Source organism: Aeromonas fluvialis, assembly GCF_000819885.1.
Lineage (GTDB): Bacteria > Pseudomonadota > Gammaproteobacteria > Enterobacterales > Aeromonadaceae > Aeromonas > Aeromonas fluvialis.
On the sequence record NZ_CDBO01000027.1, the window covers coordinates 87,960 to 99,979 of the forward strand.

At 58.6% G+C, this 12,020-nt stretch carries 12 protein-coding genes; 2 read left to right on the forward strand and 10 right to left on the reverse strand.

Features of this window, described 5'->3' with window-relative positions:
* Positions 1-62 precede the first annotated feature (62 nt).
* From BN1125_RS06380 to potA, 4 genes are all read right to left on the reverse strand, one after another.
* Positions 63-1,130: an extracellular solute-binding protein gene (locus tag BN1125_RS06380; RefSeq protein ID WP_156993153.1), complete on the reverse strand. Its 1,068-nt coding sequence runs from the start codon at positions 1,128-1,130 to the stop codon at positions 63-65.
* A gap of 81 nt (positions 1,131-1,211) precedes the next feature.
* Complete coding sequence (gene potC / locus BN1125_RS06385) at positions 1,212-1,985, reverse strand: spermidine/putrescine ABC transporter permease PotC (RefSeq protein ID WP_042011303.1); 774 nt, start codon at positions 1,983-1,985, stop codon at positions 1,212-1,214.
* On the reverse strand, positions 1,982-2,878 hold the full coding sequence (potB, locus tag BN1125_RS06390) for a spermidine/putrescine ABC transporter permease PotB (RefSeq protein WP_042011304.1): 897 nt from the start codon (positions 2,876-2,878) through the stop codon (positions 1,982-1,984). The genes potC and potB overlap by 4 nt, the downstream gene beginning before the upstream one ends.
* Positions 2,865-3,968, reverse strand: coding sequence for a spermidine/putrescine ABC transporter ATP-binding protein PotA (potA, locus tag BN1125_RS06395; RefSeq protein ID WP_084202269.1), 1,104 nt, complete (start codon positions 3,966-3,968; stop codon positions 2,865-2,867). Before potA ends, potB begins: the two co-directional genes overlap by 14 nt.
* A gap of 201 nt (positions 3,969-4,169) precedes the next feature.
* On the opposite strand from potA, the gene BN1125_RS06400 reads away from it, so the two are divergent.
* Together BN1125_RS06400 and BN1125_RS06405 are read left to right on the forward strand one after the other, a co-directional pair.
* The gene (locus BN1125_RS06400; RefSeq protein WP_042011305.1) at positions 4,170-4,907 is read left to right on the forward strand and encodes a DUF2189 domain-containing protein; all 738 of its coding nucleotides are present in this window, start codon (positions 4,170-4,172) and stop codon (positions 4,905-4,907) included.
* 16 nt (positions 4,908-4,923) lie between these two features.
* Positions 4,924-5,610, forward strand: a complete 687-nt coding sequence (locus BN1125_RS06405) for a DUF2987 domain-containing protein (RefSeq protein ID WP_042011306.1) — start codon at positions 4,924-4,926, stop codon at positions 5,608-5,610.
* A gap of 101 nt (positions 5,611-5,711) precedes the next feature.
* Here the strand turns inward: BN1125_RS06405 and ttcA are convergent, their stop codons facing one another.
* From ttcA to BN1125_RS06435, 6 genes are all read right to left on the reverse strand, one after another.
* Complete coding sequence (ttcA, locus tag BN1125_RS06410) at positions 5,712-6,620, reverse strand: tRNA 2-thiocytidine(32) synthetase TtcA (protein WP_042011307.1); 909 nt, start codon at positions 6,618-6,620, stop codon at positions 5,712-5,714.
* Between the two features lie 81 nt (positions 6,621-6,701).
* Positions 6,702-7,649 (reverse strand): universal stress protein UspE, encoded by a 948-nt coding sequence (gene uspE, locus BN1125_RS06415; RefSeq protein WP_042011308.1) that lies wholly within the window; start codon positions 7,647-7,649, stop codon positions 6,702-6,704.
* Between the two features lie 139 nt (positions 7,650-7,788).
* Entirely contained in the window at positions 7,789-8,544 is a 756-nt protein-coding gene (locus tag BN1125_RS06420) for an FNR family transcription factor (protein WP_042011309.1), read from the reverse strand.
* Between the two features lie 68 nt (positions 8,545-8,612).
* Complete coding sequence (locus BN1125_RS06425; protein ID WP_042011310.1) at positions 8,613-9,299, reverse strand: sulfite exporter TauE/SafE family protein; 687 nt, start codon at positions 9,297-9,299, stop codon at positions 8,613-8,615.
* On the reverse strand, positions 9,283-9,471 hold the full coding sequence (ccoS, locus tag BN1125_RS06430; protein ID WP_042011311.1) for a cbb3-type cytochrome oxidase assembly protein CcoS: 189 nt from the start codon (positions 9,469-9,471) through the stop codon (positions 9,283-9,285). The genes BN1125_RS06425 and ccoS overlap by 17 nt, the downstream gene beginning before the upstream one ends.
* A 139-nt stretch (positions 9,472-9,610) precedes the next feature.
* On the reverse strand, positions 9,611-11,995 hold the full coding sequence (locus tag BN1125_RS06435; RefSeq protein ID WP_042011312.1) for a heavy metal translocating P-type ATPase: 2,385 nt from the start codon (positions 11,993-11,995) through the stop codon (positions 9,611-9,613).
* Between the last annotated feature and the right edge of the window lie 25 nt (positions 11,996-12,020).

Consider the following 12,020-nt stretch of genomic DNA (forward strand, 5'->3'; position numbering starts at 1 on the left):
GAAGGGGGCAAACAGTGCCCCCTTAATTCATTGACCCCGTCAGAGCCGAATAGAAAGCTGACTTAGCCCGCCTTCGCCACCATGGCTTTCAACTGCAGGAAGTACTGTTCGTAGAGCTGAGAGGCGTTGCCGACGTCAGACTGGAACACCCCTTTTTTCTTGGTCTCGTCGCTTGGGAAGACTATTTTATTGTTTCTGAACTCCGGAGAGAGCAAGGGGATGGCATCCTTGTTCGGGGTTGGGTAACCGATGGTTTCAGCCACCTTGGCCGCTACATCGGGGCGCATCAGGAAGTTGATAAGGGCGTGCGCCTCTTTCACATGCTTGGCCTTGGCCGGGATGGCGAGGTTGTCCATCCAGAGCACGGCCCCCTCTTCGGGGTAGGTCATCTGGATGGCCGGATATTCGAGCTGGGCGCCGTAGGCCGAGCCGTTCCACAGCATGCCGATGTTCACTTCACCCGCGATGAAGGGATCTGCCGGGTTGTCAGAGTTGAATGCCTTAACGTTGGGCATCAGCTTTTTCAGGTATTCGAACGCTTCGGCGATCTGCGCCTTGTCCTGGGTATTGGGGCTGTAGCCCAGTTGCACCAGTGCGATATGGAACACCTCGCGGGCATCATCCATCAGCAGCAGGCTCTCTTTCCACTCCGGCGCCCAGAGCTGTTTCCAGCGGGTGACCGGCTGCTCGATGATGTCAGTGTTGGTGCCAATACCGGTCGCGCCCCAGATATAGGGGATAGAGTAGCGGTTGTTCGGATCGTACTCGTGGTTGAGCAAGGTGGGATCGAGGTGCTTGAAGTTCGGCAGCTGGGCGCGATCCAGCGGCTGCAGCATCCCCTCCTTGGCCATTTTCGAGATGAAGTAGGTGCTGGGCACCACCACGTCATAGCCGTCGCCATGGGTTTTCAGCTTGGCGTAGAGGGTCTCGTTGGATTCGTAGGTGGAGTAGATCACCTTGATACCGGTCTCTTGCTGGAACTGCTCCAGCAGGCCATCCGGCACATATTCTGACCAGTTGTAGAAGTAGACCACCTTATCGTCGGCCGCGTGAGCGCTCTGGCTCAGCAGCGGGGTGGTGAGGGTGAGGGCGGCTGCCAGCAGGGCGCCGGCCTTGTGTTGGATTGTCATCAACAACTCCTTGGGGTGATGGGGCCTTGCGGCCCACCGTGACAGAGTTCGCCAAAGGTGGCGGGGACGAAACGGGCAGGGTCAGCCCTGCCGTTTGCGCAGTAACAGTTGTGCCAGCAGTACCATCCCGAGGGAGGCGAGCAGCATCAGGGTGGCCAGGGCGTTGACCTCGGGGGAGACCCCCACCTTGACCATGGAGTAGATCTTGAGGGGCAGGATCTCGTAGGCCGGGCCGGTAACAAAGGAGCTCACCACCACGTCGTCCAGCGACAGGGTAAAGGAGAGCAGCCAGCCCGCCATCACCGCCGGCAGCGCCAGCGGCAGTATGATGCGGCGCAGGATGATCCACTCGCCAGCCCCCAGATCCCGCGCCGCCTCCAGCATCCGCACATCAAAACCGCACAGCCGCGAGTAGACGGTGATCACCACGAACGGCAGGCAGAAGGTGATGTGGGCGATCAGCAGCGACCAGAAGCCCAGCGCAATGCCGGTCACCACAAACAGGGTCAGCAGGGAGATGGCCATCACGATATCGGGGGACATCATTACCACGAACAGCATGCCGCTCACGTACTGCTTGCCGCGAAAGCGATAGCGAAACAGCGCCACGGCGGTGAGGGTGCCGATCAGAGTGGCTGCGGTGGCGGTGAGGGCGGCGATGGTCAGGGAGTGCTGGGCCGCCTGCATCAGGCTGGCGCTGGCAAACAGCTTCTCATACCAGCCCAGGGTAAAGCCGCGCCAGTCGATGCCATATTTCGACAGGTTGAAGGAGTTGGCGATCAGCACCCCGATGGGCACATAGAGATAGCCAAACACCAGCAGCAGGAACAGCAGAGCCTTCAGCGCGCGCATCATGCCAGTCCCCCCTTCTTGCTGAGCAGCTTGCCCGCCCGCCAGTAGCAGTAGACCAACAGCGCCATCAGCACCGTCAGCATCACGCTGATGGCCGCGCCAAAGGGCCAGTCACGGCTGTTGAGGAACTGGGTCTTGATCAGGTTGCCGATCAGCAGGTGCTTGGCGCCCCCCAGCAAGTCGGAGACATAGAACATCCCCATGGCGGGCAGGAACACCAGCAGACAACCGGCGATGATGCCGGGCAGGGTGAGGGGCAAGATGATCCGCACCAGCCGCTGCCAACCGTTGGCGCCGAGATCTCGCGCCGCCTCCAGCAAACGGCCATCCAGCTTCTCGATGCTGGAGTAGAGCGGCAGCACCATAAAGGGGAGCAGCACATAGACCAGCCCGATGATGACGGCCACCTCGGTATACATCATCTGCAGCGGTCGCTCGATAAGCCCCAGATCCAGCAGCCAGCCATTGATCAGCCCCCGGGTGCCAAGCAGTACTTTCAGCGCATAGGTACGGATCAGGGAGTTGGTCCAGAACGGCACCACCACCAGAAACAGCAGCAACGGGCGGATGCGCGTTGGCAGATGGGCCAGCAGCCAGGCAAAGGGGTAGCCCACCAGCAGGCAGATGGCGGTGGCGAGCAGCGCCAGCCAGAGGGAGTGGAGCAGCACCTCAAAGTAGAGGGGATCCAGCAGGCGGCCATAGTTGCTCAGGGTAAAGAGCGGCGCGATAAGCTCGGACTCGTCACGGGTCAGGAAGCTGACGCCGATGATCATCAGGTTGGGCAAAAAGACAAATAGCGTCAGCCAGCCGAGGATCAGCGCGATGGCCCCGTTGCGAAAACCGTTGTGGGCAAAGCTGGGCCGGGTGTGCCCGACAGGGGAATTAATGAGGCTCATAGGGCAGCACGACCTCCCAACTGTCGACCCAGTGGATCGCCACCTCCTGACCCAGGCGGTAGTCAAAGTCGGGGTCATCCTCGTCGAAGAACTCGGAGATAAGCAGCTGTTTGCCACTTGCGAGTTTGATCAGCGAATCCAGTGTCGCTCCCTTGTAGTTGCGCTCGCTGATATTGCCCCGCAGCGCAACGCTCTGATCGTCATCCTGATCGAGAATGCGCAGATCTTCCGGGCGAAGCAGCACCAGTACCTTGTCGTCTGGCTGGAATGGCAAGGTGGTATGGAGCAGGCATTCGCGCCCCTCCACCTCGGCCTGCCAGATACCGGGCTCACGCTGGCTGATCAGCTTGCCATCCATCACGTTGATCTCGCCGATAAAGCGGGCCACGAACAGATTGGCTGGCGATTCGTAGATATCGCGCGGGGTGCCGCGCTGGATGATCTTGCCCCCCTCCATCACCAGGATGCGATCAGACATGGTGAGCGCCTCTTCCTGATCATGGGTGACAAAGACAAAGGTAATGCCGAGGCGACGCTGCAGTGCCTTGAGCTCGCTCTGCATCTGCTTGCGCAGCTTGTAGTCAAGCGCCGAGAGGGATTCATCGAGCAGCAGCAGGCGCGGCTTGTTGACCACGGCGCGGGCGATGGCGACCCGCTGTTGCTGACCGCCGGAGAGCTGATCCGGGCGGCGGTTGGCGAGCTCGGTGAGCTGCACCATGGCGAGGGTCTCCTCGACCCGCTGACGGATCTCGCTGGCAGGCACTTTCTGCATCTCGAGGCCAAAGGCGACGTTTTCAAACACCGTCATATGGGGGAAGAGCGCATAGCTCTGGAACACGGTGTTGATGTGTCTGTGTTCGGCGGGGATATGGGTGATTTCGTCACCGGCCAGATGAAGGGTGCCACCATCGACCGATTCGAGCCCGGCCAGCAGGCGCAGCAGAGTGGTCTTGCCACAGCCGGAGGGGCCCAGCAGGGTAAGAAATTCACCGTCATAGATTTCAAGGTCAAGGTCACTCAGGATCACCTTGCCATCGTATTTTTTGCTGATCTTGTTCAGCGCGACAATTACCTGTGGATTGTTCATCATCCGCCAGTCTCACCCCAGCCAGTGGCCATCGTGTTGAAAGAGGGTCGCATTCTATGCAGTCGACACATGAAATTAAAGGCTTTTTGGCCCGAATTAGCCGCGAGAGGGCAGGAAAAACGGCTACGAATAGCAGGCCAAATCGCTATAATGTGCCACCTGATTTGGTCGTTTTCGATATTGGACAGTCAATTGAGTAATAAAATGCGTATTGGCGGCTCCCTTGAGCAGTCTCTGAACCAGAGCTATCGCCTTGATTTGAAAGGGGTCATCCAGGAAGGCTGGCAACAGACCCGCCGTACCGGATTTGGCCTGCTGCTGGCGATTGTCGGTGTCACGGCAACCTGGATCCTGCTTAGCAATGTGCTGTTGGTGCCCTATCTGGGGGACGACAGCCAGATGAACGTGGCCATGTTGCTGAGTCTGCTGATGACAGTGATGATGGCGCCCATGACCAGTGCCCTCGATATGTTGGGGTTGCAACAGTCGGTCGGCGTGCGGGCCCGGGCGAACCAGGTGTTCGACTTTTTCCGCCACTTTGTGCGTCTCGGCATGTTGAGCCTGCTGGGCAGCGCCTTGACCAGCCTGTTTGGCCCGCTGTTTGATCTGCTGGGGTTGCCCCCCGTATTGGCCTTTATTCCCTCGGCCCTGATCGGCATGGGGCTGCTCTTTACCGTCCCCCTGGTGCTGGAGCGTGGCCTGACTCCCCCCCAGGCCATTGTGGTCTCTCTCAAGCTCTTTATGCGTGGCTGGCCCACCATTGTGCTGTTCCATGGGGTGATGACCGTGCTCTTCTTCCTGGCTCTGATCCCCATGGGGTTGGGGCTTATCTGGGTGGCACCGCTCTACTTTAACTGCAAGGGGATCCTCTATCGGGATCTCTGCGGGGTGGGGGTAGAGGTTAATGCGGTGACTGAAGGCCCCAATCATTTCAATGCATGATGCAAAAGGACGTTGAATGACCCGTCAATATGGAGTGACCCAGGCTTTGCGCCATACCCTACTGGCGAGCCTCTTGCTGCCAGGGTTGGCACTGGCAGCGCCGGTGCTGGATCTGCAATACAGCACCTTCTACAGCCAGATGAAGACCTTTGCCAAAGGGGAGTTTGGTCACGCCAGACTGGGGTTTTATCTGACCGATCCGCAAAATGGCCAGCGCTGCGGCCTCACCTTTGCCCGGGTTGCAACTGACAGCAAGGAAGTTGCGGGTGAGGTAACGGTCGATAGCGAATTAAGGCTGCCTTTTGATGAAGATCTCAACCTCGACAAGGGGATTGTGACGGTCGGCCTGAAAGAAGAGCATCCCATCTGCGATATGACGGTGCAGGTGATGGCCAGTGCACCGGATGGATCCGCGCTGTCCGTGGCGGAGCTGGCGACCCGCCAGCAGCAGATGCAGTCACTGCTCGACAAGATGGCAGGCATGGTGGGTAAATATTTCTTGCCCGATATGGTGGGGATCCGAATTGCTATGATCGAGCCGCAGGGGCGGGCCTATCTGGTGGACGGTGCCCGTCAGACACCGGTCGACTGGCAGGAGGGAGAGCTGCAGATCAGCAATGAACAGCTGGCGGCATTTGCCAGCGGTACGCTGCGTATATCGGGAGAGGTGTTACGGCTGATCCCCTGGCTGCACAAGGGCTGATATCGGCGACGGTGCCATCTTCGTCACAGGCAGATCAAGAAAGTAAAAAGGAGCGATCATCGCTCCTTTTTATTGCGTGGCATTTGCCATGTGGCGTCGGCTTAGCGCACTTCAATCACATCCAGCATTTCCATCTCGTCGATCGCCAGTAGCGGCACCTTTGGCATCTCGGGTAGATCAAACGCCTTGTCGCCGCCATCTATGATGCCGGAGTCGCGGTTGATGCTCTTGAAGTCAAACAGCTTGTGGTCGAGCAGGTGGCTCGGGATCACGTCCTGAATGGCGGTAAACATGGTCTCGATACGGCCGGGGAAGCGACGATCCCAATCCTGCATCATCTGCTTGATAGCCTGACGCTGCAGGTTTTCCTGCGAGCCACACAGGTTACACGGAATGATGGGGAAGGCTTTGACGTCGGCGTAGCGCACCAGATCTTTCTCTTTGCAGTAGGCCAGCGGGCGGATCACCACGTTCTTGCCATCATCGCTCACCAGCTTGGGCGGCATGGACTTGAGCTTGCCACCGTAGAACATGTTGAGGAAAAGGGTCTCCAGGATGTCATCGCGGTGGTGACCAAGGGCTATCTTGGTGCAACCCAGCTCCTGGGCGGTACGGTAGAGAATACCGCGGCGAAGCCGTGAGCAGAGAGAGCAGGTGGTTTTGCCTTCCGGCACCTTCTCCTTGACGATGGAGTAGGTGTCCTCTTCGACAATCTTGTACTCGATGCCGAGGGAGTCCAGATACTCGGGCAGCACATGCTCGGGGAAGCCGGGCTGTTTCTGATCCAGGTTAACGGCAACCAGATCGAAATGGACGGGGGCGCTGGCTTTGAGGCTCATCAGTATGTCGAGCATACCGAAGCTGTCCTTGCCGCCGGAGAGGCAGACCATGACCTTGTCACCCTCTTCAATCATGTTGAAGTCGGCAATGGCCTGACCCACATTGCGCCGCAGGCGCTTGTGCAGTTTATTGAAACTGTATTTTTCTTTGGCGTTCAGCTCTTCTAGCATGCTCGTAAAACCCGGGACACAAATAAGCGCGTTATTATAGCCATGTCCCGGGGGAGGGCAAGGTGCCGAGTCAAAAGGCGATTATGATTGCGCTCGTCGACTCTCGATAGGGCAACTGTAATCTGCTGGTTTGAGGATCAGGAGGTCGCAGGATAGCCGGTCAATCACATGTTCGGCAGTATTGCCGAGCAGGGCGGCCGAGAGACCGGTCCTGCCGACACAGCCCATGATCATCAGATTGGCATCGAGCTCTTCGGCCATGTCCGGCAGCACCTCTTCCGGCAGCCCTTCAGCCACCCGGGTCCAGAGATGACCAATCCCGAATTTGTCGGCATGGCTGAGCAGCAGGCTTTCGTGATGTTTGCGGATCGCTTCGTTATAGGCGTTGGGGTCAAACTCCGGCAGCTCAATGGCGACATTGACCGGGGTGCCCGGGTAGGTGTTGACCAGATAGAGGTTGGCACCCAGCAGCTCGGCAATATCGCTCCCCTCCTGGGTGATCCGCTCGTTGAGCGTTTTTTGATCCGGATCGTCACTGGAGCAGTTGATGGCCGCGATAATATTGCCGCCCCGCTTCCAGTGCCCCTCCTTGACCAGCAGTACCGGGCAGGGGCATTTGCGCAGCAGGTGCCAGTCAGTGGGGGTAAAGATGAAGGTTTGCAGGAAGCTGTGATGGTGGGTCGCCTTGACCACCAGATCATGGCGCTGCTCCAGCACCTCCTGGATCACGCACTCGAACGGGCGATTGTGCCAGACCACCTTCACCTCGCAGGCGATCCCTTGTGCCCGGTAGGGGGTGAGCAGCTCATCCAGCCACTCCTGACGCTGCGCAATCACGCCGTGGCGCATCTCTTCCCGTTCATCCACCGACAACATGGCGGTCATTTCATACGAGAAGTCATAGATGGTGAGCAGCAGGGTCAGATGGGCATTGGTGTCCAGCTCGGCGATTTTGACTGCCCGCTCGAGGGCGATCTGACGCTCCTCTTCCGGATTGATAACCACCAGAATGTTCTGATATTTGACCATCTTCTCCTCCTTGGAAAAGTCCAATGATGATAGAGCCTTGGCTCATACAGCTTAGCGCAGGAGGAGGGAGAGCGGGAAGGGACCGGATCACATTCCAGAGGAAAGGATCCGGCCGCTCATCAGGAGTGAAGAGGGAAAATCAGCCGCAAGCAGGACGGGTTGCACCAGCCATCATGCCAAGTGCCACCTGATCCAGCACGGTAATGTACTTGCCTTTGACACTGATGAGACCGGACTTCTGGAAGCGACCAAGCAGACGACTGATGGTCTCGACAGTGAGGCCCAGATAGTTGCCGATATCGCCACGAGTCATAGCCAAACGGAACTCTTTGGCGGAGAAGCCGCGCTCCGAGAAGCGTACCGACAGATTGTGCAGGAAGGCGGCGAGGCGCTCTTCGGCATTCTTCTTGGAGAGCAGCAGGATCATCTCCTGATCGCCCATGATTTCGTTACTCATCAAACGCATGATCTGCTGGCGCAGCTTGGGCATTTTGCCGGAGAGCTCGTCGAGCACTTCAAACGGGATCTCGCACACCATGGCAGTTTCCAGCGCCTGGGCGAAGGAGGGGTGCGACTGCTTGTGGATGGCATCGAAACCAACCAGATCACCGGCGAGGTGGAACGCGGTGATCTGCTCGTCCCCTTGTTCGGTGATGGTGTAAGACTTGATGGTCCCGGAACGAATGGCATAGAGCGATTTGAACTCGTCGCCAGCCTTGAACAGCTCTTCACCCTTCTGGATCGGTTTCTTGCGCTCGATGATACTGTCGAGCTGGTCAAGCTCGATATCGTTCAGGGTGAAGGGGATGCAGAGCTGACTGATGCTGCAATCCTGGCAATGAATTGCACAGCCACCGCTCTGGATACGTCTGCCAGGTTTCTTTTCCGGGATCATAGGCTCATACGAATAATTGATTTATATCAAACAAGTTTACCATCAACTCATCCCTTTTGGATAGGGTTTCAAAAGGAGGCAATGCCGATCCACAGCGTATGACCCCCGAACAAAATGAGCAGCAGGGCACCGCCAAGGCGCAAACTGCGCAGGGTTAGCCAGTATCTGAGGCGATCGGCAAGCCCTCCCAAGGCGAACAAGGTGGGCAGGGTGCCGAGGCCAAAAAAGAGCATGATCAGCGCGCCGCCACTGGCCGACCCCGCTGACGCGCTCCAGGTCAGCATTGAGTAGACCAGCCCGCAGGGCAGCCAGCCCCACACCATGCCAAAGGGCAGCGCCTGCAGTGGTGAGGTAAAGGGAAGAAATTTGCCCGCCAGCGGTTTGATATGGGGCCATACTCTTGCGCCGAGCCGCTCCAGCAGCAAGACCCCTTGCCACCAGCCAGCCAGATAGAGGCCAAGGGCAATCATTAGCAGCGCCGCCACGAGGCGCAATCCGGCGATGGCGTGTTTGCCGGCGCCCAGTTCGCTGGTGCTCGCCAGCAGTCCCCCTGCCAAGGCGCCAGCCATGACATAGCTCAGGATCCGGCCGACGTTGTAGTTGAGCAGATAAGCGAGTCGCCCCCACAAGTGCTGTTTGTTGGCGGGGATTGCCATGGAGAGCGCGGCGGAGACACCACCGCACATACCGATACAGTGGGCCGATCCCGCCAGCCCTACCAGCAGGGCGCCCAGCAGATCAAGATTGTGAGTCATGAGAGGAGGGGGTCACGGCTTTTTGTTGGGGATCATCCTCATCGAACAGGATATTGGACCCCTGCCGGTCGAGATCTTCAAACTGCTCGGAGCGAATGGCCCAGAAGAAGACGACCCCGGCGATGATCACAAACAGGATGGCGATGGGGATCAGGACAAAAATTATGTTCATGAAAAGATACCTTGGCATTCATCCCTGGCAAGCGTCCCCTATGGTAAACCTGTTCGGGCAGGAGGCCAGCCGCTATCAGTTAGAAATGTGGCCTGCATCGGAGGCAGGCCACCGTTTCAGCTATTTTCCGTCACGATCGTCATCGATTGAGCCGCATGGAGTTGGTCACCACGATCAGTGAACTGAGGGACATGCCTGCCGCTGCCAGATAGGGGGGGAGCCAGCCACTGGCGGCCAGCGGTAATACCAGCAGGTTATAGCCAATGGACCAGGCAAAGTTCTCGATGATGATCTTGCGGGTGCGCAGGGCCAGAGCTCTGGCATCCAGCAGTCGGCTCAAGTCATCGGCCAGCAGGATGGCATCGGCGCTGTTTTTCGCCAGATCGGTGCCACCGGCCATGGCGAAGGAGGCGTGAGCCCCGGCCAGCACAGGGGCGTCGTTGATACCATCCCCCACCATGATGCTGATATCCCCTTTGGTTTCCCGAGCCTTGAGATAGGCCAGCTTACCATCGGGTGAGACCCCCTTCACCAGCTCGTCCACACCCAGCTCGCGGGCAATTTCATTGGCCTGTAGAGAGCTGTCGCCCGTGAGGACTGTGGTATGCAAACCGGCCGCCTTGAATGCAGCGATCAGCGTCCTGGCATCGGGACGCAGGGTATCTTGCAGATTGAAACGGGCAAGTACCTGCTGCTCGTCAGCCAGATAGATAGCCAGACCAGAGCCGTTCTCTTGCGCCGGGTCCAGCCCAAGCCAGCGGGCACTGCCGATGCGGTAGCGTACGCCATCCACCAAGGCTGTGATGCCGTGACCGATGACCGGGGTGATTTCGCGGGCGGATGGCAGCACGGTGATGCTGTCGGCGGGCAGTCGGAAGGCGCGGGCGATAGGGTGTTCGGATTGCCCCTCCAGCGCCCGGGCGATGGCGAGGCAGTGTGCCTCGTCAACCTCTGCCAAGGTAGTGATGCCGGTCAGGCTGATCTCCCCTGTGGTCAGGGTGCCGGTCTTGTCCATCACGATGCGATTGGCCTTGGTCAGAATATCCAGCACATGTCCCCGGCGCAGCAATATCCCTTTGCGCGTCAAATTGGCGGTGGCCGAGGTCAGCGCCGTCGGGGTGGCCAGCGAAAGCGCACAGGGGCAGGTGGCGACCAGCACGGCGAGGGTCACCCAGAATGCCTGATCCGGTTGATGGAAGTGCCAGAAGGTCCAGACTGCGGCGGCAATGAGCAGTAGCACCAGAATAAAGTGGCGCGACAGTTGATCCGCCATCTGGGCGATAGCTGGTTTGTCGTCGAGAGCATGATCCTGCAGCCGCATGATCTGGGCGATCCGTGATGCTTCGATGCGGTGGCTGACCCGGATCTGCAGTGGGGCATCCGTATTGATGGTGCCGGCATAGACCGGATCACCGAGCTGTTTGAGCAGGGGCAACTGTTCGCCGGTCAGCATGGATTCGTTGAGGCTGGCTTGCCCTTCAACAATGAAGCCATCCGCCGGCAAGGTGGAGCCCGCCAACACCCGTACCCGATCGCCGACCTGCAAGGTTTTGGCCGCGACCTCATGTTCCCCTTCATCATCGATGCGGGTCGCCATGATGGGCACCAGTCGCGCCAGATTGGAGCTCGACTCCGACGCCTTGCGTCTGGCCCTGAGCTCGAGAAAACGCCCAAGCAGTAGGAAGAAGACGAACATGGTTATGGAGTCATAATAGACCTCACCGGTATTGAACACAGTGGCCCACATGGAGGCGATAAAGGCACCGATCAGTGCCAGTGAGACCGATACATCCATCGACAGATGGCCCTGCTTCAGGCTGTGCCAGGCGCCCACATAAAACGGCTGGGCCGAGTAGATCATGATGGGGGTGGAGAGCAGCAGGCTTATCCATTTGAAATAGACCATGAACTCCTCTTCAACGCTGATGAAGAGGTCCATGTAGAGTGCCACGGCACACATCATCACCTGCATGGAACCGAGGCCCGCCAAGGCCAGCCGGAACATGTAGCTGCGCACCTCTTTGGCGTACAGCGCCTCCTGTTGATGAACCTGAAATGGGTAGGCGCGATAGCCTATTTTGGCAAAACCCTTGAGGATGTCGCTTAACGAGAGCTGGGCCGGGTCCCACTTGATGCGGGCGCGATGAGTCGTGGTGTTGACGTTGATATAGCGCAGACCACCCAGGGTCATCAGGTGACGTTCGATCAGCCAGGCACAGGCTGCACAAGTGAGCCCCTCGACGGTAAGTTGTATCTCGCGCACATTGCCGCTGTCGGTAACAAACTCCTGCTGCACTTCTGCCAGATCGTAGTGGGTGAGGGCGGCCAGCTCCTCGGGCACCAGATCCCCTTTGGTGCCCGGGGTGGTTCGGTGATCGTAGTAACTGGCAAGACCGCATTCCATGATGGTCTCGGCTACCGCCTTGCAGCCCGGGCAGCACATGGGGCGAACTACTCCTTTGATCTCGAGATAATAGTCACTACTGGGGGGGGCCGGTTCGCCACAGTGGAAGCAAGGTGTCATGGTTGATAGCCCCCTGAATGCAGGA

Excerpts from the sequence above, each read along its gene's own strand:
- ccoS (WP_042011311.1), bottom strand. The coding sequence starts at position 9,471 with ATGAACATAATTTTTGTCCTGATCCCCATCGCCATCCTGTTTGTGATC.
- BN1125_RS06435 (WP_042011312.1), bottom strand. The coding sequence starts at position 11,995 with ATGACACCTTGCTTCCACTGTGGCGAACCGGCCCCCCCCAGTAGTGAC.
- potB (WP_042011304.1), bottom strand. The coding sequence starts at position 2,878 with ATGAGCCTCATTAATTCCCCTGTCGGGCACACCCGGCCCAGCTTTGCC.
- BN1125_RS06400 (WP_042011305.1), top strand. The coding sequence starts at position 4,170 with ATGCGTATTGGCGGCTCCCTTGAGCAGTCTCTGAACCAGAGCTATCGC.
- BN1125_RS06405 (WP_042011306.1), top strand. The coding sequence starts at position 4,924 with ATGACCCGTCAATATGGAGTGACCCAGGCTTTGCGCCATACCCTACTG.
- uspE (WP_042011308.1), bottom strand. The coding sequence starts at position 7,649 with ATGGTCAAATATCAGAACATTCTGGTGGTTATCAATCCGGAAGAGGAG.
- potC (WP_042011303.1), bottom strand. The coding sequence starts at position 1,985 with ATGATGCGCGCGCTGAAGGCTCTGCTGTTCCTGCTGCTGGTGTTTGGC.
- potA (WP_084202269.1), bottom strand. The coding sequence starts at position 3,968 with ATGATGAACAATCCACAGGTAATTGTCGCGCTGAACAAGATCAGCAAA.
- ttcA (WP_042011307.1), bottom strand. The coding sequence starts at position 6,620 with ATGCTAGAAGAGCTGAACGCCAAAGAAAAATACAGTTTCAATAAACTG.
- BN1125_RS06420 (WP_042011309.1), bottom strand. The coding sequence starts at position 8,544 with ATGATCCCGGAAAAGAAACCTGGCAGACGTATCCAGAGCGGTGGCTGT.
- BN1125_RS06425 (WP_042011310.1), bottom strand. The coding sequence starts at position 9,299 with ATGACTCACAATCTTGATCTGCTGGGCGCCCTGCTGGTAGGGCTGGCG.
- BN1125_RS06380 (WP_156993153.1), bottom strand. The coding sequence starts at position 1,130 with ATGACAATCCAACACAAGGCCGGCGCCCTGCTGGCAGCCGCCCTCACC.